This window comes from Lactobacillus delbrueckii subsp. bulgaricus (assembly GCF_046938665.1).
Classification (GTDB): Bacteria; Bacillota; Bacilli; order Lactobacillales; family Lactobacillaceae; genus Lactobacillus; species Lactobacillus delbrueckii_C.
In genome coordinates this window covers 126,371-153,074 of sequence record NZ_JBKZCD010000003.1, presented here as the reverse complement: position 1 = coordinate 153,074, position 26,704 = coordinate 126,371, and the positions used below count along the sequence as shown (strand labels likewise).

The window sequence follows — 26,704 nt, the reverse complement described above, 5'->3', positions numbered from 1 at the left end:
TTTATTACTATTATAATTATATCATTGCCGGGAGGATTAGCTGGATGTGGAAGAGGAATGAAAAATCAGTCTGAATTTTGACATAATCCGTCTCTTTTTCACGTTTGAGTTAAAATTTGTTAGGATAAAAATGATTGATTTTTCATGAAAGGAAAGAAAATTATGGATAATAACTTGCATAAAGTTGAAACACTGACAGATGAAGAATTGGAACAGATTGTTGGGGGAAGTATTGCAGGATTTGGCATTTATATTGGCGGTGCTACTCAAGTGAAAAATAGTGAAGCTTCCTTGATTTTCCGTTTATTGCATCACAAGCGCCATGGAAGAAATTAAGCTATATGTTGAATTGATCGCTGGTGTTTTGTCAGCTGCTATTTCGGTTGTGTTTGATATATATGTTGGTTACCATTTAGCAGAAATTAAGCTGACTGGTTATCGCGATCGAATATTTTCTTTCGGACTATGTATACTAGCAATCTTAATGGCCATGCAAGGGAGATGGGAAACAAACGCAGCTAGTGTAGTGGAATTGATACTATTCACTTGGTACTATCGAAAATATGGCTTAGTCAAGGTTTCAGGCGCCTTTATGGTGGGGTTGCTAATAGATTTTTTGTATGATTTGATTATTGTCTTCTTACAAAGAATTCCAAATATCAGCGAATTAATGCTTAGTCTCTGCACATTGGGGCTGTCTATTGTTTACTATCCTCTATGTATTTTGTTGATTAAGCATTTTCGACAATGGCTACTGCAAAGATTGGAAGACCAGTGCCGAAAAATATTTTGGAGTTTATTAGCGTATTCATTCTGCTCATTGATGGTAGTTAATTTGATCAATATTTTTCTTGATGAGGCCAAACCCTCTGTTATTGTTTATTCTTACCTGTCAATTGGGCAAGCAGCTTTTAGCTGGATCGTTTATTATGCTTTGCGAAGGGCAGAGGATGCACGTTTTAAAGCCCAATTACAGCAGCAAAAGCAAAAAGAGCTGGAGGAATATGCCAATTACCTTGAACAAAGTGAAGATAATCTTCGGGCATTTAGGCATGATTACCGGAATCTGCTGAATTCGCTGAAAGTCAGTGCAGCTGAAGGGAATGTTCACGAGCTATTAGATAAATTGGAACGCTATTCTGCTGAAAATCTCGATTCCCAGGCTCTTCTTAAGTACAAAGATACAAACCATATTCAAGTTAAAACTCTTAAGAGCCTCATTATCACGAAGCTGAATGCCGTATATCAAGCGGGCATTCCTTATGATTTTGAATGTCGACAGACAATTGCGTCAATACCAGGCAATGTTGATGAACTCGATTTAGTTAGAGTAATTGGGATTGCCTTTGACAATGCATTAGAGGAGAGTCAATCTCTTTCAGAAAGAAATGGTCATCCAGAGATACAGGCGATGCTTTACCAAGAAACAACAGATAGTCTAGAGTTTGAAATCCGAAACAAGGTCGTTCAGGGTAAAAGACAGCATACAAATCTAGCGACTAAAGGTTTTACAACGAAAACAGGACATCAAGGGCTGGGGTTGGCAAATTTGCAAGATATCGAGCAAAAGTATTCAGAATTAGATATCTCATACAATGTTTCGGATGGTTGGTTTGACCTTTACTTAACGATTGATCAAGAAGAGGATGAGTAAGTTGGAATATAAGGTTATTGTGTGTGATGACGATGCGTCTTTGGCTGAAAGCCTTGCTCAAAGGATAGTTTATGCCAGCGAGAATTTGTCAGATGACAACGAAAATTACCGGCAGAGCAAGGTGGAATTAGCATTGGTTGCCAACAGTTTTGAAGAGGTAGCTGGCTATTTGGTAGCTAACGAAGCGACTAATGTACTTTATTTTTTAGACATTGAATTGAACAAGGGGATTAAGACAGGCGTTGACTTGGCTGAGTTTGTTCGAAGTCGTGATCCCAACGCGCAGATAATCTTTGTGACAGCGTATGATAAATACGCCCCATTGACCTATCGTCGGCGAATTGGCGCAATTGATTACATCAACAAGGAACTGCCCTCAGCCGCCTTTATGCAACGGCTAAAGGAAACTCTACAAGCAGCCTTTGATAATCTGGACCTTTTAAGTCACGTAAACCATCAGTATTTTAGTTACAAGTGCGGCCGGCATTTACAAAGAGTCAGCGCTTCTGAAATTTACTATATCGAAAACAGCACGATGCAACACAAAGTTCATTTAGTAGCGGCAAATGGTGACAGCGAATTTAAGAACAACATTTCTAAGCTGGATGAAGAAAATGATTTTTTGCTAAAAGTTTCACAGTCATGCGTAATCAATCCGGATAATGTTGTTAGCGTAGATTTGGCTAAAAGATACGTAACTTTTCCAAACGGAGATATAGTTTACTTCTCGAGAGATAAGAAGAAGCAGATCGCAGCACTTGGAGAAAAGTTTCTTGAGGAAAAGAATAACTGATTTATGATGTACATGAAATATAATCGTATCTATGTTCCGCAAATTGATGAAAAAGATTGTGGAATTGCGTGTCTCGCTATGGTGTTAAAGAAATATGGAGCTGTAGTTTCTTTAGCTAAATTACGATATCTAGCAAAAACGACTTTGGAAGGAACATCAGCTTTAGGGATAGTCAGAGCCGCTGAACAGTTAGGATTACTGACACATGCGGTTAAGGCTGATGAAACTATGTTCGATACTGACGAATTACATTTTCCTTTTATCGTTCATATGGTGAAGAATAATTCCCTTTTACATTACTGCATTGTCTTGAAGAATTTACCGAATTATATTGTTATTGCTGATCCAGATCCTAAGGTTGGGATTCAGAGAATTTCAAAGGAGATATTTTTCAATGAGTGGACAGGCATAGCAATTTTTCTCTCAAAGTCTCGAAATTTTAAAGCAATTCATGAGAAGCGGACCAATATCTTTTCAACTTTCAAGCTCGTACTCAGACAAAAGCGGCTGGTATTATCGATTACACTAGCTGCTTTTCTATTGACCATAATAAATATTGGTAGTTCGTATTTTTTTCAAGGCCTAATAGATAGCTACATACCGCAACAAGACTATCATTTGATTCAATTGATAGCTGTAGGACTTTGCATAGCATACGCTGTTAACTCTGTTTTAGGCTATTTTCAAGATATTTTGGTGAATATATTAGGACAGCACCTTATTAAAAAGATTAGTTTGCAATATCTCAATCATGTGTTTGAATTACCTGTCAACTTTTTTGAAACTCGAAAGATCGGTGAGATAACCTCTAGATTTTCGGATGTTAACCATATAACAGATGCGCTAGCAAATGTTGCAGTATCTTTGTGCATAGATGTTGCGACTGTAATAACAATGGGGGTAACTTTAAGCATACAAAGCCCGTCTTTATACAAGATAGTTTTATTACTTACGCCGTTATTCGCAATCACAATTTTGGCGTTTACAGCGAAGTTTAGAACACTTGATAATGAACAGATGGAGAGTAATTCAAAGCTCAATTCAATGATTATTGAGGCGCTACGAGGGATAGTTACGATCAAGTCGGTGACAGGCGAGGGGATGCAGTATAAGAGAATAGAAGCACAATTTCAAGATTATCTTAGTAAGTCTTTGGATTATGTTAAAGCAGAAGCCGTGCAAAGTGCAATAAAGAGCTTCCTTCGCCTATTTTTAAGTATTGTAGTATTGGTTGTTGGGTCGAAAATGATTATTGACAAAGAAATGACGATAGGGCAATTGATAACATATAATTCACTTCTTTCATATTTCGTAGACCCTTTACAAAACATAGTCAATTTGCAGCCTTCTTTGCAAGCCGCTGGAGTGTCTCAGAAACGTTTAAATGAGGTTATGGTTATTCCAAGTGAGTTTGCTCTTAGTGAGGAGAAATATGTCGATACAGCTGTGCTTCAAGGAGAATTCACTTTAAAAAATGTCGATTACCAGTATGATTTTAGCCACAAAATATTGGAAGACATCAGTTTGAAGATTAATACGGGCGAGAAGATAGCGCTAGTCGGCAGAAGCGGGTCAGGAAAATCTACTTTGGCAAAATTACTGGTTAACTTTATTTCACCTACTGAAGGAAAAATTCTACTAGGGAAAGCCGATCTTGCAAGAATCAGCAAGCGAACACTTCGTTCTTTTGTTAGATATATTCCACAAGATCCATATATTTTTTCTGGCACCATAAAAGAGAATTTGCTTTTGGGCGTTAATCGGGATGTTTCAGAACAAGAGATTAGGGATGCTTGTAAGAAAGCCGAGATTTTGGGTGATGTAGAAAAATTACCAGCAAAATTTGATGAAGTGTTAGATGAAGGTGCGACGATTCTCTCGGGAGGACAAAAGCAAAGACTTTCTATAGCACGGGCGCTACTTTCACGTGCTGAGGTTCTTATTTTAGATGAGGTAACAAGTGGATTGGATCCTATCACTGAAGAAAAAGTTGTAGAGAATCTCATAAAAGGTGATCAAACAATAATCTTTATCGCACATCAGATGAAAATAGCTCAAAAAGTTGACAGAATTTTTGTGTTAGATCACGGCAAAATTGTTGAAAGTGGATCTAGCAAAGAGCTATTTGACAAGAAAGGAAGTTACCATAGCCTTGTAGAGGCCTCTACGGAATTAGTCTGATAGTTAGCAAGATTGGTTCGGTAGCAACATTTACGTGATAAAACAGTTAATCTATGGACTGTAAGCTAATTGCTAGGAGGTAAAAAATATGGAAAAATTTGAAACGTTGACCGAAATAGATTTAAAAGATGTGATCGGCGGCAGTAAGAGCGGTGGCAAGTACCACTACTATGGAAATGGTGTTTCATGCAACAGATACCACTGCAGAACTGATTGGAGCAAGGCTTGGTATTGTATCGCAAATCGTATGGGTGCAGCATATGCCACTGGTGGTAAGGCAACTATTGGGCGTTGCTAATTAACGAAAGGAAAGGCATTAGCCTTTCCTTTTAAATTGAAAATGAGGATGATATTTTGAAATTAAGAAAATTATTTTTAGGTATTATAGCAGTACTTAGCACATTGATTTTTACATCAAGTCCTATCTACGCTGCGACTAATTATAGTGATTCTACTTCGGATGCTCCTTTGGTTGAACAAACTATCAGCGTTAATGAGTATCTATTGAACGTCAAACACTTCAAGAAGATTAATGCGAAGAAAGTAGATCATTTATTTACTAAGAAAGATGGAAAAGACAGATACTTATATATCGGCAGACCAACGTGCTATTATTGCAGACAATACTCACCAGTGTTGAAGGATTTCAGTAAGCTCATAAAGCATAAGCTGTATTATCTTGATGTAAGTGCTAGTTCAAAGAACGACTCTTATGCTTTTGATGTGTTGCAGATTCCCGGAACGCCAACAGTTATGCGTATTAATGATGGTGACGTTGCTAATGCTTGGGTTGGTGGTGGAAAGAGTGCTAGTGAATTATATAGCTTTTTAAAAAATAACCAGTAATTTTCCTTTTCCACTAATTACAAACAGTGCTAGAATGTAAGCGAAAAAACATTGTTTGATTTTTCATTTATAGGAGGCTGTACGATGTTTTTTAACAAGAAAGAAAACGAAGCAGAAGAAGCATTTAAGAAGCAATTGGAAACTGTCGCAAATGACCCGGCAGTCAAGGCAAACGCGGCTTTAAGCAAGCTGATTGAAGCGGCTGTTAAAAAGGCTGAAAAGTCAGAATCAATCCGCTCAATCGCGTCTAACTTGGACACCCAATTGCGGTCCAACTTCGCTGAAAACGAACTGCCAAAGGCCGTTACTAACTTGCAACTGGACTTGGCCCGCTACTCTGCAGTTGGTGCTAATGGCGTAGTGCTGAAGTAGTCAATCCATGAACAAAAATCTCGAAGAATTGACCATGTTGAGGAAATCAGCTTTTGAGATAGCTGATTTCCTTAAGGACAATCCTGAAAATCCAGTTTCCCTAAGCTTGTTTCTACTCAGATTAGGAATTAGGGATGCCAGCGTGGAAGACAAGTTGATAAAAAAGACGGCTGAAATTGCCCTTGGAGCAGATGATCCAATGGAACTGACTGTTGAGGACTTTCAACATGAATTTCACAAGATTGCCAGTCAAATTAGTGATGCACCGGATGAAGCAGAACAGACGATTTATATAGTAACTTGGATTGGTCAGCATCTTTTTCCAAGAGTCTACCCAATAGCCATGAACTTCTAGCAGGAGATTCCAATGGATGAAAATGTTGAAGAAATGAAAATGCTGAAAAAGGCAATGGAAGAAATTGCCTTGTATTGTGATGATGGCCTAGATACTCCGATTTCACTAAGTCTGTACTTACAGATCTTTGATATTATGGATCCGGCGGTTAAAGATGAGCTCATTAAAAAGAGCAAGGAACTAATATCTACGGCAGATGATCCGCGAAAACTGACTGTCAATGATTTTCAACATGGATTCCACAAGATTGCTAGTCAGATTAGCATAGAACCAGATGAAACCGCACCAACGGTTTATATCGTAAATTGGATTGGCATGTATGCTGTTCCTGAAGTCTATCCGCTTGGTGTACGCTTTAAACGTGAATTAGAAGCACTAGATATTTGATTGAAACTAGGTGAACTACAATGTACCAAGCTTCACGCCTTCCATTTTTGGAACGAGTTTTCCATATTGTCGGTGACAGCACGATTATCTGGCTGTGGCACCACCTCTTAATCGTGGCTCTAGGCCTTTTAACCTTGCTTGGCTTGGTGATCTATCTAGTTGTCAGCGGCATCCGGCAAAAAAACGTCGCTAAAGCTGTCTGGCCAGTCGTCATTTTCTGTTCCTGCCTGGGCCTGGTCTACTTTGCCATGAGCTGCGCGATTATGGACTAAAATAGAAAAAGCAAAGTGCTGCTTGAGCCAGATATTCCGGCTTTGGCGGCACTTTTTTCATCCCTCCAGGTAAAAAGCATGAAACATTGTAAGGCAAAAGTAACCAAAAATATTCATACAAAGGCCAAAAAGGGCCTGATTTCTTTGGTATAATAAGATATTACAAATGTTTCACGGAGGAGTGAGTGGAATAAGATGAATACGCCACGATCACGCGAAGGTAACCTTGTCCGTTACCTCGTCTATTTTGTAGTTTTTGTTTTCACGGCCCTGGCCGACAATCTGGCCATCAAGAGCCCGTCCATCAGCATCTGGAACGTGATCCTGTTCCTGGTTCTGGCGGCCATGTGCCTGCTTTTTTACATTTACCGCTACAACCGTGAACAGCGCTTCTTCGATTCACGCTTCAATGTCCCCTGGCTGAGCAGCTTCAACTTCACCTTGCTCTTAAGCTTCGTGGTTGCCGCCGGCCGGATCGGGATCTCCTACCTGCAGCTCTACAAAGGCATGTCTGCCTCGGGCCTGCAGCTGGCCTATGCCTCTCATTCCACCAGCGCCTTATACTGGTTCATGATGCTGGCCAATGGGTTAGTCCTGCCGATCCTGGAAGAGTACCTCTGCACCGGTTTCTTGTTCAACTACTGGTTCAGAACTGAGAAAAAGGGCGTGGCCTACGTCGGCATAATCTGCTCGGGTCTCTTTTACGCCATCTTGACCTTCCAGTTCACTCCGGCAATCTTTGCCTTCAACTTTGCCTTTGGCATGCTTTTCGCCTGGAGCTACCTTAGCACCCAGACCATCTGGCTGCCTCTTTACCTGGCAGCCTTAAACGGGGTCTTGACGGTTGTGACCATCGCCGTTTAACTGAAGCGAGTAAAAAATAAGCGAGGCCGTTTGGCCTCGCTTATTTCTTTGTTAATTTATGGTATAAAAAAAGCGGATAGAGTGAATCGAACCCTCATCTCCAGCTTGGGAAGCTAGCGTTCTACCATTAAACTATACCCGCAAGATGTTTTAAGTATAGCATGGAAAAAAACTTTCGCCAAGTCTTTTGGGCAACTTTTTTCAAAAAGATTCTTCTGGCCCGGCGGGAGTGGTTTAATCTATTTGTTATTTTTGCTAGAATGATAATAATAACGCTGAAATAAATCGAATTAACAAGAAACTAGTACTAGCAAAGGAAAGCGAAAAATGACGAAAGAAATTATTTTGACTGGCGACCGGCCAACCGGCAAGCTGCACATCGGCCACTACATCGGCTCCTTGAAGAACCGGGTCATGCTCCAAAACACCGGCAAGTATGATTCCTACATTATGATTGCTGACACCCAGGCCTTGACTGACAATGCCCGCAACCCGGAAAAGATCCGCAACTCCTTGATCGAAGTTGCCCTGGACTACCTGGCTGTTGGCCTGGACCCGGAAAAGTCCACCATCTTTGTTCAGTCCCAAATCCCGGCCTTGTTTGAATTGACCACTGACTACATGGACCTGGTAACCCTGTCCCGGCTGGAAAGAAACCCTACTGTTAAGACGGAAATCAAGCAAAAGGGCTTCGGTGACTCCCTGCCAGTCGGCTTCTTGACCTACCCGGTTGCCCAAGCCGCTGACATCACTGCCTTCAAGGCGACCTTAGTCCCAGTCGGCGATGACCAGGAACCAATGCTGGAACAAACCCGGGAAATCGTCCGCAGCTTTAACCGGACCTACAATGTCGACGTCCTGGTTGAACCAAAGGGCTACTTCCCGCCTAAGGGCCAGGGCCGTCTGCCAGGCCTGGACGGCAACGCCAAGATGTCCAAATCCCTGGGCAACGCCATCTACCTGTCTGATGACGCGGAAACGGTTAAGAAGAAGGTTATGTCCATGTACACCGACCCTAACCACATCCACGTGGAAGACCCAGGCCAGGTTGAAGGCAACACCGTCTTCACTTACCTGGACGTCTTTGACCCGGACAAGGACACTGTTGCCCAACTTAAGGAAGACTACCAAAAGGGCGGGTTAGGTGACGTCAAGATCAAGCGCTACTTAAACAAGGTCCTGGAAGCTGAACTGGCCCCAATCAGAGAACGCCGGCAAAAGTACGCTGAAAACCTGGATGCCGTTTATGACATGCTCTACCAAGGGTCACAAAAGGCCAACCAGGTGGCTGACCAGACCCTGCAGGAAGTCCGTGACGCGATCGGCTTCAACTACTTCAAGAACCGAGGCTAATATGACGCGCAAGCGAATTCCCTGGAAACAGTACTTTATGATGCAGGCCCTGGTGATCGCCCAGCGGTCCACCTGTGACCGGGCCCTGGTCGGCAGCGTCCTGGTCAAGGACAAGCGGATCCTCAGCACCGGCTACAACGGGTCAGTTTCCGGCCAGGACCACTGCGATGACGTGGGCCACCAGCTGGTCGACGGCCACTGCGTGCGGACGATTCACTCCGAAATGAACAGTCTGATTTCCTGCGCGAAAAATGGGGTCTCAACCGACAACACGGAAATCTACGTGACTCACTTCCCATGCTACAACTGCACCAAGCACCTGTTGCAGGCCGGGGTGACCAAGATCAACTATTACTATGATTATCACGACAGTCCTTTGGCCATTCATCTGCTGCGTGATAGTGGAGTACCTTATGAACAAATTAAGCTTGACCGCCAATTCGTCGAAGAACTGGCACACAAACTTGAAGACGGCAGCGACTAGGCTGGCCTGGCTCCTGGCCTTAGTCTGCCTTTTTCCCCTGGTGACCGGGGCCAGCAGCTTTTTCGTCCAGGACAATGCCGGCATCATCAATTCCGATACCCGGAAAATGGTTGACCAAAAGAATGCCAAGTACCAGAAGTCTGACCAGCACCCGATCGTGATCGTCGAGACCCTGCAAAATGCCAAAAAGACCCAGCCGGCCGGCCTGAGTAAGGCAAGCAGGACCCTCTATATCGTGATCAACGTGCAAAAGGACGGGACTAAGAAGGCCTATCTTTACAGCAGCAGCGACCTGCACAGCCAGTTTACCGCCCAGGTCCGGGCCAATATCCTCAGCCACACGGCTTCCAAAATCACGGCTGATGACCCGATCGCCTTCAATGAAGGGGTGCAGGAGCTGTTCAAGATTTCCGTGACCTTGATCGACCAAAGCCTCGGCTTTAAAAAGGACTCCCTTGACCTGTCCAGCGAGGAAGTGAACCGGGTGATCAAGCCGGCCGACCTCAGAATTCCGATCATGCTGGCCTTGCTGGTCTTGATCGCGGCCGTGATCATCTTCCTGCGCTTTACGATAAGACGGCAGGCTAGAAGGTAGCTTTTTCACAGAAAAAACTAAATTAAAACGCTGACTTTACATAAAAGTGGTTTACAAGCCTGCTTTAAGCGTGTATAGTCTTCTATGTAAAGTTGAAAAGAGAGCAAATGAACTGTTAGGTGAGACTCCTACGTGAACACACGCTATCGCCCAGAAACATCCAGAGATGCCAACGGGTTAAATAGAAATTGTCGAAATAAGGCACTTTCCAGGTAGCTAGCATGTGCTTACGTCACGTAGTGTTAAAGCTGAGCGATTAGTCAATAGCGTGGCCTTATTTGGCAAGGTCCCCCTTACGGTTTGTAAGGGGGATTTTTTTGTTCGTTTGCGAAGTTGTCATAGAGGGGAGAACTATTATGCTCAACAAGACAATGAACAAAGCTGCCAGCGATGACGCAAAGCGGGTTGCAAGAATTGCCCTGGAAAAGCGGAGCGTGACTTTGGCCCAATTGCATACCAACAGCAACGGCCTCAGCACTGAAGAAGCAGCCGATGTCCGGGAAAAGACCGGGACCAACGAGATCGCGAGCAACAACCAAGCTAGCAAGCTCCACTTCCTGGCCGAAGCTTTCCTGACCCCGTTTACCCTGGTCCTGCTCATTTTGGCGACGATGTCCTTGTTCACTAACTACATCTTCGTCCCGCAAAGTGAAAAAGACCTCAGCACCGTCATCATCATGGTGGTCATGGTCCTGGTTTCCGGGATTACGTCCTTCATCCAGAACGTCCGCACTTCCAACGCTGTCCAGTCCCTTTTGAAGATGGTCTCTGTCACGACCAACGTGCGCCGGGACGGCAAGGACCAGGAAATCCCGACCAAGGACGTGGTGGTCGGCGACATCATCAACGTCTCAGCCGGGGACATGGTTCCAGCTGACATGAAGCTTTTGTCCAGCACTGACCTGTTCTGCTCAGCCAGTTCCTTGAACGGGGAATCAACGCCGGCGGAAAAGAATGCCAACTTCGTCCCAACCCCGGACAAGATGGAAAACTACCTGGACTACCCAAACATCCTTTTTGAAGGCACGACTATCGTCTCCGGCTCCGGCCGCGGGGTGGTCTTCGCCACTGGCGGGCACACCATGTTCGGCAAGATGGCGGCCCAGATCGCCGACACCGAAATGAAGGAGACGACTTTTGACACCGGGATCAAGAACATCTCCAAGCTGCTCTTGACCATGACAGCCATCATCGCGCCTCTGGTTCTCGTGGTCAATGGCTTGACCAAGGGCAACTGGACTGACGCCTTGATCTTCGCCATCGCTACGGCGGTGGGCCTGACGCCGGAAATGCTGCCAGTCATCGTGACCACCAACCTGGTCCGGGGCAGCGTGGAAATGAGCAAGCACCAGACCATTGTCAAGAAGATGAACTCCATTCAGAACTTCGGCTCAGCCGACATCCTCTGCACCGACAAGACCGGGACCTTGACCCAGGGCCAGGTCATCCTGGAAAAGCACTACAACCTGGAAATGCGGGAAACTGACCGGGTTTTGAAGATGGCCTACCTGAACTCTTACTACCAGACCGGGATGAAGGACCTGATCGACCAGGCAGTCATTGACGTGGCTGATGACGACCTGGATACCAGCGAAATCCAGCGGGACTACCACAAGATCGACGAAATTCCTTTTGACTTCCAGCGCCGGCGAATGAGCGTGGTGGTTGCCAACTCTGACCAAAAGCACGGCGAGCACCTCCTGGTTACCAAGGGGGCAGCCGAAGAAATGCTGGCCGTCTCCAGCCAGGTGGAAATCGGCGGCCAGACCCTGCCTTTGACTGAAGAAAGAAAAAAGCAGATTTTTAAAGATATCGACGACTTGAACAGTGACGGGATGCGGGTTATCGTCTTGGCCTACAAGGTTGACCCGTCTCCAGTCGGTGAATTTACGGTTGATGATGAAAGCGACTTGATCGTAATCGGCTTCCTGACCTTCCTGGATCCGCCGAAGGAAAGCGCCAAAAATGCCCTGGCCAGCCTCAACCGGGACGGCATTACCGTTAAGATTTTAACCGGGGACAATGAAGCCGTTACCCGGGCCGTGGCCTTGAAGGTCGGCTTGAACATCGATACGGTTTACGGGCAAAAGGACCTGATCGGCAAGAGCGATGAGGAACTGGCCAAGATTGTTGAAGAATGCGACATCTTCGTCAAGCTGTCACCGGAATGGAAGACCAAGATCATCGATGCCCTGCAGAAAAACGGCCACACGGTCGGCTACATGGGTGACGGGATCAACGATGCCCCGGCCATGAAGCAGGCGGACGTCTCTATCTCAGTTGACTCAGCTGTCGACGTGGCCAAGGAATCAGCGGACATCATCCTTTTGCAAAAGGACTTGAGCGTCCTGGAACACGCGGTCCGGATCGGCCGCAAGACCTTGACCAACACCATGAAGTACATCAAGATCACCCTGTCTTCCAACTTTGGGAACATCTTGTCCATCATGGTCGCCTCAGTCTTCCTGCCATTCCTGCCAATGCTGCCGCTGCAGCTTTTGATTTTGGACCTGCTCTACGGGACCAGCTGCCTGGCTTTGCCTTTTGACAGCGTGTCTGAAGACTACCTGCACGTGCCGCGGGAATGGTCAACCAAGAACATGCCGAAGTTCATGTTCTACTTTGGGCCGACGTCATCAATTTTTGACGTCATCACCTTTGCCGTCCTCTTCTTTGTAATCTGCCCGGCCCTTACTGGCGGCAGCTATGCTTCCTTAGGACCGGCAGGGCAGCTGGCCTTCATGACCATTTTCCACACCGGCTGGTTCGTGGAATCCCTCTGGACCCAGGAAATGGTCATCCACGCCTTGCGCGACGAACGCCTGCCATTTATCCAGCAGCGGGCATCAAGCCCAGTCATGCTGGCTACTTTCGGGGCTGCTATCTTCGGGACCTTCCTGCCATTTTCAAAATTGGCGGGGGCCATGAAGTTCGGCCACTTGAACGAAGAATTCCTGTGGATCGTGGCTGGCCTCCTGGTCTGCTACCTGCTTTTGACGACAGTCGTCAAGCACTTCTACATGAAGAAGGAAAAATTCTTGATTTAACTGAAAAAAGAACGGTCTTTAGTAAAAAGGCCGTTCTTTTTTGCCCGAAAGCCCGTTAAATCGCTGATCGGCTTTATAAGGTAAGGCTTTTTGTTGTATGATAGAGAGTATAGAATTTTTGAGGAGATCAAGCACTATGGCAGATAACAAGAAAACTTTTTACATTACCACGCCAATCTACTATCCGTCTGGCCGTTTGACCATCGGCAACGCCTACACGACGGTGGCAGCGGACACCATGACCCGCTACAAGAAGGCCCGCGGCTATGACACCTTCTTCTTGACCGGGACCGACGAACACGGCTTGAAGATCGAACAAAAGGCCGAAAAGCTGGGCATGAAGCCAAAGGCTTACCTGGACGGCATGGTCAAGGACATCAAGGAACTGTGGAAGAAGCTGGACATCAACTACGACAAGTTCATCCGGACCACTGATGAAGAACACGTCAAGGCTGTCCAGAAGATTTTTGAAAAGCTGAAGGCCTCAGGTGACATCTACCTGGGTGAATACACCGGCTGGTACTCAGTTGAAGACGAAGAATACTTCACTGAATCCCAGCTGAAGGAAGTCTTCAAGGACGACCAGGGCAACGTTGTCGGCGGGATTGCCCCATCTGGCCACGAAGTTCAATTGGTCAAGGAGCCATCCTACTTCTTCAAGATGAGCAAGTACGCTGACCGGCTTCTCCAGTACTACAAGGACCACCCGGAATTCATCCAGCCAAACTCCCGGGAAAAGGAAATGGTGAACAACTTCATCAAGCCGGGCCTGGAAGACTTGTCAGTTACCCGGACCACGGTTGACTGGGGGATCCCGGTGCCAAGCGACCCGAAGCACGTCGTTTACGTTTGGATCGACGCCTTGGCCAACTATATCACTGCCTTGGGCTATGGGTCAGAAGATGACTCCCTCTTCAAGAAGTACTGGCCAGCTGACGTCCACCTGGTCGGCAAGGAAATCGTCCGTTTCCACACTATTTACTGGCCTATCATGCTGATGGCTTTGGACTTGCCGCTGCCTAAGCAGGTCTTTGGCCACGGCTGGGTCTTGATCTACAAGGACAAGATGTCCAAGTCCAAGGGTAACGCCGTTTACCCGGAATCCTTGATTTCCCGCTACGGCCTGGACCCGGTCCGCTACTACCTGATGCGGGCCATCCCATTTGGGGCTGACGGTTCCTTTACCCCGGAAGACTTCGTTGAACGGACCAACTTTGACCTGGCCAACGACCTGGGCAACCTTTTGAACCGGACTGTTTCCATGATCAACCAGTACCAAAAGGGCCTGGTTGCCCCGGTTGACCAGGAACAGGACAAGTACGGCCAAGACCTGGCTGCCGTTGCTGCCAAGGCCATCAGCGACTACTACGGCAACATGGACAAGATGCACTTCTCCAACGCTTTGGAAAACGTCTGGCAGCTGATTTCCCGGGCCAACAAGTACATCGATGAAACTACCCCATGGGTTTTGAACAAGGAAGGCAAGACTGAAGAACTTTCCAGAGTCATGAGCAACCTGGCTGAAAGCCTGCGCCTGGTAGCCATCATGATCGCTCCGGTTATGACCGAAACTCCAGGCAAGATGTTTGCCCAGCTGGGCCTGGACTGGGAAGACGAAAGCCAGAAGGACTTGCAGTTCGGCGGCTTTGCCTGGGACGTGAACGTCGTTGCCAAGCCAACCCCAATCTTCCCACGCTTAAAGAATGATGAAGAAGTGGCCTACATCAAGGAAGAAATGAAGAAGGCCAAGCCAAAGAAGCAGTCAAGAAGAGAACAAAAGCAGGAAGAAAAGCAGATCACGATCGACGACTTTGCCAAGGTCAAGATCCAGGTCGGCAAGATCCTGTCCGTTGAACCAGTCAAGGGATCAAGCAAGCTTTTGATGTTCAAGCTGGACTTCGGCAAGACCGGCGAGCGGCAGATCTTGAGCGGGATCCGCAAGTTCTACCCAGATGAAAGCATCCTTTTGGGCAAGAAGGTTCTGGCGGTAACCAACTTGAAGCCGCGCAAGATGCTGGGCCACGAAAGCCAGGGCATGCTTTTGTCCAGTGAAGCTGACGGCGATGTCAAGCTGGCCCTGGTCGGCGATGAACACCCGGTAGGGGCTGAACTGGGCTAATGAAGATCTACGACAACCATACCCACTTAAACGACAAGCCTTTTGCCGGCAAAGAAGCCGATTATATCCAAAAAGCCAGGGACTTGGACGTGGTTGGGATGAACTGCGTGGGCCAGGACCCGGAAATGAATCTGGGCGCCCTGGAATTAGCTAACCGCTTTGCCAATGTCAAGGCCATCATCGGCTACTGCCCGGACGTGGCTAAAGACTATGACCAGGCAGCTGAAGACTTGCTGGTTGAGCAAGTTAAAGGCGGCCAGGTAGTCGCTATCGGGGAAATCGGCCTGGACTACTACTGGGATGAGTCTCCCCGGGATGTGCAAAGGGAAGTTTTTGCCCGGCAGATTGAAGTTGCCCGCGATTTGCAATTGCCGGTAAATATCCACACCAGGGATGCCTTCGCGGACTGCTTGCAGATCTTGAAAGAAGCAGACCTGGAATACGGGGCGGTTTTGCACAGCTACAACGGGGGCCCGGAATGGACGGAAAAGTTCCTGGACTTGAACGTGAACTTTTCTTTCTCCGGGGTCGTTTCCTTCAAGAAGGCCGCGGAAGTGCATGAGTCAGCCAAGCTGGTTCCTTTGGACCGGCTTTTGGTTGAAACTGACGCGCCGTTTTTGACCCCGGTGCCTTACCGGGGCCGGCAAAACGAGCCTGGCTATGTCCGCTATGTCGCCCAGGCGGTCGCGGACTTGAAAGGGCTGGACCTGGCCGAAGTCGCGGAAGCAACTTATGCTAATACAATGAGGATTTACGGATTAAATGCAGAAGAATTTTAACGCCGTCGTTGTCGTGGAAGGCAAGGACGATACGATTCGCTTAAAGCAGTTTTTTCCAGGAATTGAGACGGTCGAGACGAATGGCTCGGCCGTTTCTGATGCGGTCCTGGCCAAGCTGAAGAAGCTGGCCCAAAGCCGCGAGATTATCGTTTTTACCGATCCTGACGTCAACGGCGAGCGGATCCGCCGGATAGTGACCGAAGCCGTGCCAACGGCCAAGCAGGCCTTTATTACCCGCAAAGAAGGCGAACCGCAAAAAAAGGGGAGCCTGGGGGTAGAGCACGCTTCAAAGGAAGCTTTAGAGCGGGCCTTGAGCGACTTACGCGAGGTCCAAGCCCAAAAGGCGGACTTTGACTACGGGGACTATGTCGACTTGGGCCTGGCCATGGGCCGCCAGTCCCGGCAATTACGGGAGGCAGTCGGGATCAAGCTGGGGATCGGCTATGCCAATTCCAAGCGTTTTTACCAGCGCCTGCAGACTTTTGGCATCAGTTTGGCTGAACTCAAGCAGGCAGTAGAGGAGGCGGAAAATGACCAACAGAATTCCAATCGCTAGTCCGGTAAGGACGGCGGCCATCGTCAACCGTTACTTTGTGCACGCTAAGAAGAACCTGGGCCAGAACTTCCTGGTTGACCTGGATGCCGTCCAGGGGATCGTCCGGGCAGCCGGGATTGAGCCCGGCGACCAGGTAGTGGAAGTCGGCCCGGGGATCGGCTCTTTGACTGAACAGCTGCTTTTAGCTGGAGGCAAGGTGGCGGCTTATGAAGTCGACCAGAGCCTGCCGGAAATTCTGGCCAACGAACTGCCGGAAAAGGTAGATGGCCAAGACCTGGACCAGCGCTTCAAGCTGATCATGAAGGACGTTTTGCAGGCGGACTTTGCAACTGATCTGGCGGGCTTTTTTGACTTAAGCAAGCCCGTCAAGGTTGTGGCCAACCTGCCTTACTACATCACCACGCCGATTATTTTCAACCTGCTGGAATCCAGCCTGGACTTCACCAGCCTGACCTTGATGATGCAAAAGGAAGTGGCTGAGCGCCTGGCTGCCCAGCCGGGCTCTAAGGCCTATGGCCCCTTGTCCATTGCCGTGCAGACGCAAATGAGCGTGGACCTGGCCTTGGAAGTAGGGCACGCTTCCTTCATGCCCCAGCCAAAGGTTGACTCAGCCGTGGTGGTTTTAACGCCGCTGGAAAAGCCAGCTGACGTTGGCGACCGCAAGCAGTTCAACCGGGTGGTTAAGCTCTGCTTTGCCCAGCGGCGCAAGACCCTGGCCAACAACTTGAAGACCTTGCTTCCAGATAAGGAAGACCGGGAAAAGCTGCTGGCCGACCTGGACCTGGACCCGCGCCAGCGGCCGGAGCAACTGGCTATCAGCGATTTCATCAGAATCAGCCAGGCTATAGCGGAAATGAATAAATAATTCAATCTTGATTTGAATAGGAAATTATGTTACAATATTCTGATAAAGGAGTGTCATAATTGCCAATCAATATTCAAGACATTAAGCAGAAGTTAGATGCCCACCTAGGCGAAGAGCTGACGATCGTTGCTCAAGCGGGCCGCAAGAAGGTAACCAGACGCCGCGGCATTTTGAAGAACACGTTTCCTGCCGTGTTTGTAGTGGCTCTGGACCAGGACAGTAATAATTTTGAACACGCATCATACAGCTACACTGATGTTTTGACCAAGAACATCCTGCTGGAATTTGATGATGAAAGCGATGCAGAGTAAAAATACGAATTTTTGCACTAACATTTCTTAAAAATGTTAGTGATTTTTTTTGCCCTTTAGAGTATATTAGTATAAGTACAAAAACAGACATTAGGAAGGAAAGAGAATGAAACGTTCTGAAAGATTAGTAGATATGACCAAGTTTTTGATGGAGCGCCCGCATACTTTGATTGCTCTGCCTTTTTTTGCCAAGCGCTACGGGGCAGCGAAGTCATCAATCTCTGAAGACTTGGCCATTTTGAAGCACACCCTGGCCAGCAACGAGGATGGGATCCTGGAGACCGTTGCCGGGGCAGCCGGCGGGGTCCGCTATATCCCGTTCTTAGGCCAGAAGCCGGCTGAGAAGTACCTCAAGGACCTGGCAGGCCGCATCCAGGATTCCAGCCGGATTCTGCCGGGTGGCTTTGTCTACCTGTCAGACATTTTGGGCGGGCCATATGACCTGGAGATGATCGGCAAGCTGATCGCCACCCGCTATGCTTACGCCAATATCGAAGCCGTCATGACGGTGGAAACCAAGGGGATTTCTTTGGCCAATGCCGTGGCCAGCTACTTGAACGTCCCAGCGGTAACCGCCCGCAAGCGGTCCAAGGTGACGGAAGGGGCTACTGTGTCCGTTAACTACATGTCCTCTTCAACTTCCCGGGTAGCCAAGATGGAGTTGCCGACCCGGGCCCTGGACAAGGATACGAACGTTCTGATTGTGGACGACTTCATGAAGGGCGGAGGCACTCTGGACGGGATGCGGCAACTGGTCAAGGAATTTGACTGCCAGGTGGCCGGCGTCTGTGTTCTTTGCGAAACTGAATATGAAGAGGAACGCAAGATCAAGGACTACGTTTCCCTAGTCAACATTGACCAGATCGACAGCGAAAAGGAAATCATCCTGGCTCAGCCGGGCAACTTTTTGACTAGAACTAACTTCGACCGTTTCTAAATGTTACAATATAAGCTAGCCATGAAGGCTAGCTTATTTTGATTTAGAAGGTTACAACAGATGGAAAAATATGTCGTAGTTTTGGCTGCCGGCAAGGGCACCAGAATGAAATCCAAGCTTTACAAGGTTTTGCACCAAGTTTGCGGCAAGGCCATGGTTGAACATGTCGTTGATGCCGCCAGAGCGGTCAAGCCAAGCAAGATCGTGACCATTGTCGGCCACGGGGCAGAAGACGTGGAGAAAGTCTTGGCGGGCAAGTCTGAATTTGCCATGCAGGAAAAGCAACTGGGCACCGGCCACGCGGTTATGCAGGCGGAAGGCCAGCTGGCTGCTTTGGAAGGGGCAACGCTGGTCGTAACCGGGGATACCCCGCTTTTTACCAGTGAAACTTTCGAAAAGCTCTTCGCCTACCATGAAGAAGAAGGCAACGCGGCCACGGTTTTGACGGCTGAAGCTCCGGATCCTTTTGGCTACGGGCGGATCATCAGAGATGACCAGGGCAATGTTTTGCGGATCGTGGAACAAAAGGACGGCAAGCCGGAAGAGCTGAAGGTCAAGGAAATCAACACCGGGGTCTTCTGCTTTGACAACCAGGACTTGTGGGCTGCTTTGAAGCAAGTCGGCAACGACAACTCTCAAGGCGAGTACTACTTGACTGACGTTTTGGAAATTTTGCGCAAGGCCGGCAAGAAGGTCGGGGCTTACAAGATGCCAGATTTCAGCGAAAGCCTGGGGGTAAATGACCGGATCGCCCTGGCTGAAGCCACCCGGATCATGCAAAGAAGAATCAATGAAGGGCACATGCGGGACGGGGTTACCTTTATCGACCCCGCCACGGCTTACATTGACGCTGACGTGGAAATCGGCAATGACACGGTGATTGAAGGCGGCGTGACAATTAAAGGCCACACCGTGATCGGGTCAGACTGCTTGATCACTTCGGGATCAAGAATCGTTGACAGCCAGATCGGCAACGGCGTGACGGTAACTTCTTCCACGATTGAAGAATCAATCATGGAAGACAACACGGACATCGGGCCAAACTCCCACTTGCGGCCAAAGGCTTTGATCAAGCGGGGAGCTCACCTGGGCAATTTCGTGGAAGTCAAGAAGGCGGAAATTGGCGAAAACACCAAGGTCGGGCACCTGACTTACGTTGGGGATGCTACTTTGGGCAAGGACATCAATGTCGGCTGCGGGGTCATCTTCTCCAACTTTGACGGGGTCAAGAAGTTCCACACGACGGTTGGTGACAAGTCCTTCATCGGGGCCGGGTCAACCCTGGTTTCTCCGATCAATGTGGCCGACCACGCCTTTATCGCGGCTGACTCAACCATTACCAAGGACGTTGGCAAGTATGAAATGGCCATCGCCCGGGGCCGGCAGGTCAACAAGGAAGACTACTGGCACAAGCTGCCTTTGTCTGAAGACGAAGAATGGAAATAATTTCGAAAAGGAGCTCCGGCTCCTTTTTTAATATAGGTAAAATGCATCCGTTTACAGTAGCTTTTAAGAAAAAATGCCTTTCTTTTGAGAACTTTAATCAGCAATTTTTAAACAGAGGGTGTATAATCTAGGCAATGTACAAAAAGAAGCAAGAAAGGTTTGCATATCGATGAAGTTTACTAAGAAAATTGCTTTTGCATCAGCATCATTGGCTTTGACTCTGGCTACTCCAGCCGCCCTGCTTACTCAAAACGCGGCTTTTGCCAAGACCACCACGGTTAAGCAAGCAACCAAGGTTAAGGTAACTAAGAAGACCACTCCTTTTTACCACAAGGACGGTTCTAAGTTCACCAAGAAGAAGCCTTACGTTTACGGCAGCTGGAAGAGCACTGTAGCTTACAAGAACACCAGCTACAACGTCGTTAAGACTGTAACCATCAAGGGTGCTAAGTACTACTACATCGGCAACGATGCTTACCTGAAGGCCAGCGACGTCAAGGTAACCGCAACTAAGACGGTTAAGTCCAGCTCAACTTCAAGCGCAAAGAAGGCAAGCACTAGTTCAAGCAAGACTACTTCCAAGAAGACTAGTTCAAGTTCTAGCTCCAAGAAGACTAGCTCAACTTCAAGCAGCTCTTCTTCCAAGAAGACCAGCTCAGAGAAGACTGTAACTGAAATTCAAGTAACTAAGAAGACCACTCCTTTCTACCACAAGGACGGTTCAAAGTTCACCAAGAAGAGCCCATACGTTTACCAAGGCTGGAAGAGTACTGTAGCTTACAAGGGGACTAAGTACAAGGTTTCCAAGACTATCACCATCAAGAACAAGAAGTACTACTACGTCGGCAACAGCGCCTACTTGAAGGCCAGCGCCGTTAAGGTAATCGCAGCTAAGTAATCCAGAAGAAGCTTTGACAATTGTCAGAGCTTTTTTCTTTGCCCGAAAACAGACGATTTTTTCTATCCGCTTGAAAAATAAAAGGCTTTCTTGCTCTTTTTTCAGGTCAAAACAGGAGTAAGAGGAATTTTTTGCTTAAAAACTGAACACAAATCCCTTTTTTCCAACAAAAGAATGCCGGATTTTGTTAGAATAGAACTGGTAAATGCTGTTTTTTTCGGAGGGAATTATGTCTTACAAGGACAACATCAAGCTTTTTGCGCTTAACTCAAACAAACCGTTGGCAGAAAAGATCGCTAAGCGGATGGGGTTAAAGCTTTCAACCTCAAGCGTCGTTCGCTTCAGCGACGGTGAAATTCAAGTCAACATCGACGATTCTGTCCGTGGCAAGGACGTCTTCTTGATCCAATCCACCAGCGCGCCGGTCAACGACAACCTTATGGAACTTTTGATCATGATCGACGCTGTCCGCCGGGCCAGTGCCGCTTCCGTAAACATCGTCCTGCCTTACTACGGCTACGCTCGTCAAGACCGGAAGACCCGGGCCAGAGAACCAATCACTGCTAAACTGGTCGCAGACATGATTCAAGCTGCCGGGGCTGACCGCGTCCTCTCACTGGACCTGCACGCTCCGCAAATCCAAGGTTTCTTCGACATCCCTGTCGACAACCTGATGGGCGCTCCTTTATTGGCTGACTACTTCCTGAGCAACCACCTGGAAGAAGACGCTGTTGTCGTTTCTCCAGACCACGGTGGCGTTACCCGGGCAAGAAAATTAGCTGAATTCCTGGGCACTTCAATCGCCATCGTCGACAAGCGCCGGCCAAAGGCCAACGTTGCCGAAGTCATGAACATCATCGGTGACGTCAAGGGCAAGCGGGCCATCTTGATCGACGACATGATCGACACTGCCGGCACTATCACCCTGGCTGCTCAAGCCTTGAAGGACGCCGGTGCTACCGAAGTTTACGCCTGCGCGACCCACGCTGTTTTGTCCGGCCCAGCCGTAGACCGCTTGAACAATTCCGTAATCAAGAGCCTGGTCTTGACCGACTCAATCCAACAGCCAGCCGAAAAGAACCTCGATAAGATGATTCTCGTTTCCGTTGGGCCTTTGATGGGTGACGCTATCAAGCTGATCATGGAACACAAGCCAATGAGTCCGCTCTTTGACACTCGTTACGACGCTAACAAGTACAAGGACAAGTAAGGACCTGTATGCAAAAACAACCGCTGCAAATTCTGCAACGGTTGTTTTCTTTTGCCTTATTTTTTTGTAAGCAATTCCCCGTTTTTCAGGTACTGCTGAAAATCTGCCTGCTTGAGCATGGCAACCGGGAAAAAGAAGCGTTCATCGCCCTGCAGGGTCCCGTTTAAGGCCTTGACCAGGGGGCTGAGCTGGGACAGCTCAATCAAGCTGCCATCTTCCTGCATGATCTCAATCTGGCTGTTGGCGTTCTTGCCGCTTGGCTTATAAGCGTCATATGGCTCGTCAAAAGCTGACCCTACTCCGGTATAGTAGTCCGGGTCAAAGCCGGCATCTTTAATCAAGTCCTTTAATTGCGGCAAAAGCTGCTTGCTTTCTTCGTTGATCTTTACGCTGGCTAAAGGCCGCCGGAAAAGGTAGCGCTTGGTCAAGTCCGCTAAAACCGGGTCGCTGGACTCAGTCCACATGCTGAAGTTGGTCTCCATGACCCCGTCATCCATCTTCAAGTAGTCCTGCAAGTCCCAGGTCCCGGCCAAAAATCTGGCTAAACTTGGCGTAACCGGCAGTTCTTTTTCCTGGTAGAGGTACTGGGCCCGCTTCAAAAGGTGGTGAAGGATGACCTCCATGGACCGGTTGACCCGGTGGTAGTAGATCTGCTGGTACATCTGGTAGCGGGAGACGATATAGTCTTCAACGGCGTGCATCCCGTTAGCCGTAAAGCAAACCCCTTTTTCATAAGGGCGGATGACCCGCAAGATCCGGGAGAGGTCGAACTCCCCATAAGAAGCCCCCGTGAAGTAGGCATCCCGCAAAAGGTAGTCCATCCGGTCGGCGTCCGCCTGGCTGGAGATGAGCTTGACCACCTGGGGATTAGGGTAGGTCTTGGCGATCACGCTGGCTACTGCCTTTGGGAAGTCCGGGTCGACCTTGCTCAAAGCCTGGTTGACCTCAGTGGAAGGATCCAGAATGATCTGCTGGCCGATCTGCTCATGGTTGGTGCCGAAAAGGTGCTCAAAGGTGTGCGAGTATGGGCCATGGCCGATGTCATGCAAAAGGCCGGCCATCTGCACCAGCAGGTTTTCGCTGGGATCCCAGAGTCCGTCGCCGGTACTTTGACTAGAGTATTTGTCAGTAAAAAGGTTGCTGATCCGTCGGGCCAGTTCGTAGACGCCCAGGTTGTGCTCAAAGCGGGTGTGGGTGGCGCCGGGGAAGACGAAGGCCGTCGGGCCCAGCTGCTTGATCCGCCGCATCCGCTGGAATTCTTGCGAGCGGACGACTTCCAGGGCCACTTGGGTGTCCAGGTGGATATAGCCGTGAACCGGGTCACGGACGACGACTTCGCGGGCCAGTTTAGGACTGTCAAATTGTGTCAAAAGTAAATCCTCCATTCTTATTGTTTTATATTTTTGCCAAAACATAGTAAGATATGCTTGACTAGCTATAGAAATTATAGCAAAAGTTGCCAGAGGCCGCTGCTTGCGGCTGTTAAAGGAGAAGAATTTTTTATAAAGATGAGCAAGATTAAGATCGATTTGACGAGCAAGATTACCCAGGGCGAGCAAACGGAAACCATTCGCCAGCAGGCAGAAGGCGAATTGCGGGAAGACGGCGCGGTGAAAAGAATTTTTTACGAGGCGGAAAAGGTGCCGGTCAAGATGCTCGTAAAAGAACAGGAGCTCTTGATCCGGCGGGGGACTGACCACAGCAACTTCTCCCAAATGCATTTTATTTTAGGCGAGAAGGGACAGTGCAAGTACGTGGTTGAGGGCCGGCAGCTGGATCTCTTGTCGGAAACCAAGCGCCTGGAATTGAAAGAAAATGCCGCTGGTCAGCAACTTGAAGTTGAATATGACCTCTTTAGTGGTGTAGACTTAATTGGTAGTTATGCCGTCTCGTTGATTTTTGCTTAAATGACGTGTAAAATAGACAAGATTGAATAGAGAGGACGTTCAACTGTGGGATTAGCTGATTTTAAAGACGTGGATCGCAACGAATTGTCAATGATTGAAGTTGCACACGCAATTTTGGAAGACCGTGGCGAAAGAATGGCTTTTGCCGATATCGTTAACGAAGTGCAAAAGTACTTGAACAAGAGCGACGAAGAAATTCGCCAGCGCCTGCCGCAATTTTACACGGACATGAACACCGATGGCCGCTTCATTTCCATGGGTGAAAATGTCTGGGCCCTGCGGACCTGGTTCAAGTTCGAAGCTGTCGATGAAGAAGTCGACCACCCAGAAGACGACGGCGACGAAGCATCAACTCGCAAGCACCACAAGAAGGTCAACGCCTTCCTGGCCACGACTGAAGGCGACGACGTGATCGACTACGAAAACGACGACCCAGAAGACGAAGACTTGTCCGACGACAGTGACGCTGACGAAGATGACGATGACGACAACTCCGGCGACGATTACGACTACGATGACGATTACGACGACAATGAAGACGACGAAGATGACGACTCATTGCCAGACGGGATCGAAGGTCAGCTGTCACAAATGGAAGACGAAGACCTTGATGACGATGAAGACGAAGAATAGGATTTTGTCCTTGACTTGCGGCTGAAAAGTCGTTATTATTTTGCTTGGGCACCCTATGTGCGTTTAGCTCCCTAATTGCTAGGGAGCTTTTTTATTATTTTTCAAAGGAGAGCTCAATGACCAAATATATCTTTGTGACTGGCGGCGTTGTTTCATCATTGGGGAAAGGGATTACTGCATCAAGCATTGGTCGCTTGCTGAAGAACCGCGGCTTAAAAGTTACCATGCAGAAGTTCGACCCATACATCAACATCGACCCCGGCACGATGAACCCTTACCAACACGGTGAAGTTTTCGTGACTGACGACGGTACGGAAGCTGACCTTGACTTGGGCCACTATGAAAGATTGGTCGACGTTAGAACCAGCAAGTACTCTAACGTGACGACTGGCAAGATCTACCAGGAAGTCCTGCAGCGCGAACGGCGCGGCGACTACCACGGCGGCACTGTACAGGTGATCCCGCACGTAACTAACATGATCAAGGAAAAGGTCATGCGGGCAGCGCAAATGACCGACACTGACGTGGTTATTTCCGAAATCGGCGGTACGGTCGGTGACATGGAATCAACTCCGTTCATGGAAGCCATCCGGCAAATGCGGCGGGAAGTCGGCTCAGAAAACGTTATGTACGTGCACGTTACCTTCGTTCCTTACCTGCGGGCAGCCAAGGAACTGAAGAGCAAGCCGACCCAGCAGTCAGTTTCCATGCTGCGGTCAATCGGGATCCAGCCAAACATGCTGGTTCTGCGCTCAGAAATGCCAGTTCCGCAGGAAATGAAGGACAAGATCTCCACTTTCACCGACGTTCCAGTCGACTACATCGTGGAATCTTTGGACGCGCCATCTCTGTTTGACGTGCCGCTGTCCTACCAGGAACAAGGCGTTGACCAGAAGGTCGTTGACTTCCTCCACATCGACAGCCCGAAGCCGGTTGCCGACATGGACGAATGGCGCCGGATGGACGAACGGGCCAAGAACTTGAAGTACAAGACCAAGATCACCCTGGTCGGCAAGTACGTCGAACTGGAAGATGCCTACATCTCCGTAACTGACGCTTTGCAGCACGCCGGCTACCTGTACAACAGCAAGATCGAAGTTGAAAAGATCCAGGCTGAAGACATCACTGAAGACAATGTAGCCGAACTTTTGAAGGACACCCAGGGATTGATCGTGCCAGGCGGTTTCGGCACCCGGGGCCTGGAAGGGATGATCACTTCCATCAAGTACGCCCGCGAACACGACATTCCATTCCTGGGGATCTGCCTGGGGATGCAGATGGCCAGCGTGGAATTCGCCCGCAACGTTTTGCACCTGGAAGACGCCAACTCAGCTGAAGCAGAACCAAACTGCAAGAACAACATCATTGACTTGATGGCTGACCAGCGCGACCAGGAAAAGATCGGCGGCACCTTGCGTCTGGGCCTGTACCCAGCCATGCTGAAGGCCGGCACTAAGACCCGGGAATGCTACGACGGCCAGGAAGTCATCCAGGAACGTCACCGTCACCGCTACGAATTCAACAACAAGTACCGGGCAGACTTTGAAAAGGCCGGCATGACCTTCTCAGGCGTTTCTCCAGACAACCACCTGGTGGAAATCGTTGAAATCACGGACAAGAAGTTCTTTGTTGCCGCTCAATACCACCCGGAATTCCTGAGCCGGCCAAACCGGCCAGAAGGGCTCTTCAAGGGCTTTATTGGGGCAGCCAGCGGTTTGCAGGTCGACAAGTTCTAAATTTTGTACGATAATAATAGATAGTGACAAGAGAAGAGAAACCTCTTCTCTTGTTTTTTTGACGAAGATCTATTAACATTATTATGATAATTTGACAAAAGAAA

General features: G+C 48.3%; 28 protein-coding genes, 1 tRNA gene and 1 riboswitch. Of the genes, 27 read left to right on the top strand and 2 right to left on the bottom strand.

The features are described from left to right. Nucleotides 1–162: 162 nt before the first annotated feature. The 11 genes from ACLUXO_RS03440 (at nucleotide 163) to ACLUXO_RS03390 (ending at nucleotide 7,724) form a co-directional block, all read left to right on the top strand. Nucleotides 163–336, top strand: a complete 174-nt coding sequence (locus ACLUXO_RS03440) for a ComC/BlpC family leader-containing pheromone/bacteriocin (protein ID WP_171031053.1) — start codon at nucleotides 163–165, stop codon at nucleotides 334–336. Next, nucleotides 323–1,654: a GHKL domain-containing protein gene (locus tag ACLUXO_RS03435; RefSeq protein WP_412136318.1), complete on the top strand. Its 1,332-nt coding sequence runs from the start codon at nucleotides 323–325 to the stop codon at nucleotides 1,652–1,654. Before ACLUXO_RS03440 ends, ACLUXO_RS03435 begins: the two co-directional genes overlap by 14 nt. Then, nucleotides 1,647–2,447 (top strand): LytR/AlgR family response regulator transcription factor, encoded by an 801-nt coding sequence (locus ACLUXO_RS03430; RefSeq protein ID WP_412136317.1) that lies wholly within the window; start codon nucleotides 1,647–1,649, stop codon nucleotides 2,445–2,447. The genes ACLUXO_RS03435 and ACLUXO_RS03430 overlap by 8 nt, the downstream gene beginning before the upstream one ends. 6 nt (nucleotides 2,448–2,453) lie before the next feature. Continuing rightward, nucleotides 2,454–4,628, top strand: a complete 2,175-nt coding sequence (locus ACLUXO_RS03425) for a peptide cleavage/export ABC transporter (RefSeq protein WP_412136381.1) — start codon at nucleotides 2,454–2,456, stop codon at nucleotides 4,626–4,628. Between the two features lie 88 nt (nucleotides 4,629–4,716). Further along, entirely contained in the window at nucleotides 4,717–4,926 is a 210-nt protein-coding gene (locus ACLUXO_RS03420) for a leucocin A/sakacin P family class II bacteriocin (protein WP_412136316.1), read from the top strand. Between the two features lie 56 nt (nucleotides 4,927–4,982). Then, a complete protein-coding gene (locus ACLUXO_RS03415; protein ID WP_412136315.1) occupies nucleotides 4,983–5,474 on the top strand; it encodes a thioredoxin domain-containing protein in 492 nt (163 codons plus the stop codon). A gap of 84 nt (nucleotides 5,475–5,558) precedes the next feature. Next, complete coding sequence (locus ACLUXO_RS03410) at nucleotides 5,559–5,846, top strand: bacteriocin immunity protein (RefSeq protein WP_412136314.1); 288 nt, start codon at nucleotides 5,559–5,561, stop codon at nucleotides 5,844–5,846. Between the two features lie 7 nt (nucleotides 5,847–5,853). Continuing rightward, nucleotides 5,854–6,201: a hypothetical protein gene (locus ACLUXO_RS03405; RefSeq protein WP_412136313.1), complete on the top strand. Its 348-nt coding sequence runs from the start codon at nucleotides 5,854–5,856 to the stop codon at nucleotides 6,199–6,201. A gap of 12 nt (nucleotides 6,202–6,213) precedes the next feature. Continuing rightward, on the top strand, nucleotides 6,214–6,588 hold the full coding sequence (locus tag ACLUXO_RS03400; RefSeq protein WP_412136312.1) for a hypothetical protein: 375 nt from the start codon (nucleotides 6,214–6,216) through the stop codon (nucleotides 6,586–6,588). A gap of 20 nt (nucleotides 6,589–6,608) precedes the next feature. Then, nucleotides 6,609–6,860, top strand: a complete 252-nt coding sequence (locus ACLUXO_RS03395) for a hypothetical protein (protein WP_412136311.1) — start codon at nucleotides 6,609–6,611, stop codon at nucleotides 6,858–6,860. A 195-nt stretch (nucleotides 6,861–7,055) separates the two neighbouring features. Continuing rightward, nucleotides 7,056–7,724: a CPBP family intramembrane glutamic endopeptidase gene (locus ACLUXO_RS03390; protein ID WP_412136310.1), complete on the top strand. Its 669-nt coding sequence runs from the start codon at nucleotides 7,056–7,058 to the stop codon at nucleotides 7,722–7,724. A 71-nt stretch (nucleotides 7,725–7,795) separates the two neighbouring features. Here ACLUXO_RS03390 and ACLUXO_RS03385 read toward each other — a convergent pair. Beyond that, nucleotides 7,796–7,866 (bottom strand) — tRNA-Gly (locus ACLUXO_RS03385). A gap of 185 nt (nucleotides 7,867–8,051) precedes the next feature. Between ACLUXO_RS03385 and trpS the strand changes: the two genes are divergently transcribed. From trpS to ACLUXO_RS03320, 13 genes are all read left to right on the top strand, one after another. Beyond that, nucleotides 8,052–9,077, top strand: coding sequence for a tryptophan--tRNA ligase (trpS, locus tag ACLUXO_RS03380; protein ID WP_002878734.1), 1,026 nt, complete (start codon nucleotides 8,052–8,054; stop codon nucleotides 9,075–9,077). 1 nt (nucleotide 9,078) lies between these two features. Beyond that, the gene (locus ACLUXO_RS03375; RefSeq protein WP_412136309.1) at nucleotides 9,079–9,561 is read left to right on the top strand and encodes a deoxycytidylate deaminase; all 483 of its coding nucleotides are present in this window, start codon (nucleotides 9,079–9,081) and stop codon (nucleotides 9,559–9,561) included. Further along, nucleotides 9,542–10,156 (top strand): methanol dehydrogenase, encoded by a 615-nt coding sequence (locus ACLUXO_RS03370; protein WP_412136380.1) that lies wholly within the window; start codon nucleotides 9,542–9,544, stop codon nucleotides 10,154–10,156. Before ACLUXO_RS03375 ends, ACLUXO_RS03370 begins: the two co-directional genes overlap by 20 nt. Nucleotides 10,157–10,260: 104 nt before the next feature. Continuing rightward, nucleotides 10,261–10,424: riboswitch (M-box (ykoK) riboswitch) on the top strand. Nucleotides 10,425–10,512: 88 nt separating this feature from the next. After that, nucleotides 10,513–13,203: a magnesium-translocating P-type ATPase gene (gene mgtA, locus ACLUXO_RS03365; protein WP_412136308.1), complete on the top strand. Its 2,691-nt coding sequence runs from the start codon at nucleotides 10,513–10,515 to the stop codon at nucleotides 13,201–13,203. A gap of 136 nt (nucleotides 13,204–13,339) precedes the next feature. Continuing rightward, complete coding sequence (gene metG / locus ACLUXO_RS03360) at nucleotides 13,340–15,322, top strand: methionine--tRNA ligase (RefSeq protein WP_011678008.1); 1,983 nt, start codon at nucleotides 13,340–13,342, stop codon at nucleotides 15,320–15,322. Further along, nucleotides 15,322–16,101: a TatD family hydrolase gene (locus tag ACLUXO_RS03355; RefSeq protein ID WP_412136307.1), complete on the top strand. Its 780-nt coding sequence runs from the start codon at nucleotides 15,322–15,324 to the stop codon at nucleotides 16,099–16,101. Before metG ends, ACLUXO_RS03355 begins: the two co-directional genes overlap by 1 nt. Further along, a complete protein-coding gene (rnmV, locus tag ACLUXO_RS03350; RefSeq protein ID WP_013439080.1) occupies nucleotides 16,085–16,657 on the top strand; it encodes a ribonuclease M5 in 573 nt (190 codons plus the stop codon). Before ACLUXO_RS03355 ends, rnmV begins: the two co-directional genes overlap by 17 nt. Continuing rightward, nucleotides 16,632–17,522: a 16S rRNA (adenine(1518)-N(6)/adenine(1519)-N(6))-dimethyltransferase RsmA gene (rsmA, locus tag ACLUXO_RS03345; RefSeq protein WP_412136306.1), complete on the top strand. Its 891-nt coding sequence runs from the start codon at nucleotides 16,632–16,634 to the stop codon at nucleotides 17,520–17,522. The genes rnmV and rsmA overlap by 26 nt, the downstream gene beginning before the upstream one ends. Nucleotides 17,523–17,581: 59 nt before the next feature. Continuing rightward, on the top strand, nucleotides 17,582–17,833 hold the full coding sequence (locus ACLUXO_RS03340; protein WP_270447227.1) for a Veg family protein: 252 nt from the start codon (nucleotides 17,582–17,584) through the stop codon (nucleotides 17,831–17,833). Nucleotides 17,834–17,939: 106 nt separating this feature from the next. Beyond that, the gene (gene purR / locus ACLUXO_RS03335) at nucleotides 17,940–18,770 is read left to right on the top strand and encodes a pur operon repressor (protein ID WP_003612830.1); all 831 of its coding nucleotides are present in this window, start codon (nucleotides 17,940–17,942) and stop codon (nucleotides 18,768–18,770) included. Between the two features lie 60 nt (nucleotides 18,771–18,830). Beyond that, nucleotides 18,831–20,216, top strand: a complete 1,386-nt coding sequence (gene glmU / locus ACLUXO_RS03330; protein ID WP_412136305.1) for a bifunctional UDP-N-acetylglucosamine diphosphorylase/glucosamine-1-phosphate N-acetyltransferase GlmU — start codon at nucleotides 18,831–18,833, stop codon at nucleotides 20,214–20,216. A 169-nt stretch (nucleotides 20,217–20,385) separates the two neighbouring features. Then, the gene (locus tag ACLUXO_RS03325; protein ID WP_412136304.1) at nucleotides 20,386–21,114 is read left to right on the top strand and encodes a hypothetical protein; all 729 of its coding nucleotides are present in this window, start codon (nucleotides 20,386–20,388) and stop codon (nucleotides 21,112–21,114) included. Between the two features lie 229 nt (nucleotides 21,115–21,343). Then, the gene (locus ACLUXO_RS03320; protein ID WP_270447231.1) at nucleotides 21,344–22,324 is read left to right on the top strand and encodes a ribose-phosphate diphosphokinase; all 981 of its coding nucleotides are present in this window, start codon (nucleotides 21,344–21,346) and stop codon (nucleotides 22,322–22,324) included. A gap of 56 nt (nucleotides 22,325–22,380) precedes the next feature. Here ACLUXO_RS03320 and ACLUXO_RS03315 read toward each other — a convergent pair whose 3' ends face one another. Then, a complete protein-coding gene (locus ACLUXO_RS03315; RefSeq protein ID WP_412136303.1) occupies nucleotides 22,381–23,694 on the bottom strand; it encodes an HD domain-containing protein in 1,314 nt (437 codons plus the stop codon). 138 nt (nucleotides 23,695–23,832) lie between these two features. Here ACLUXO_RS03315 and ACLUXO_RS03310 point away from each other — a divergent pair, with 138 nt between their 5' ends. The 3 genes from ACLUXO_RS03310 to ACLUXO_RS03300 all read left to right on the top strand — a co-directional run bounded on the left by ACLUXO_RS03310 (nucleotide 23,833) and on the right by ACLUXO_RS03300 (nucleotide 26,600). Continuing rightward, nucleotides 23,833–24,231: a YwiB family protein gene (locus ACLUXO_RS03310; protein ID WP_002878700.1), complete on the top strand. Its 399-nt coding sequence runs from the start codon at nucleotides 23,833–23,835 to the stop codon at nucleotides 24,229–24,231. 45 nt (nucleotides 24,232–24,276) lie between these two features. Next, a complete protein-coding gene (gene rpoE, locus ACLUXO_RS03305) occupies nucleotides 24,277–24,864 on the top strand; it encodes a DNA-directed RNA polymerase subunit delta (protein WP_412136302.1) in 588 nt (195 codons plus the stop codon). Nucleotides 24,865–24,980: 116 nt separating this feature from the next. Further along, nucleotides 24,981–26,600: a CTP synthase gene (locus tag ACLUXO_RS03300; protein WP_412136301.1), complete on the top strand. Its 1,620-nt coding sequence runs from the start codon at nucleotides 24,981–24,983 to the stop codon at nucleotides 26,598–26,600. Nucleotides 26,601–26,704: the final 104 nt, after the last annotated feature.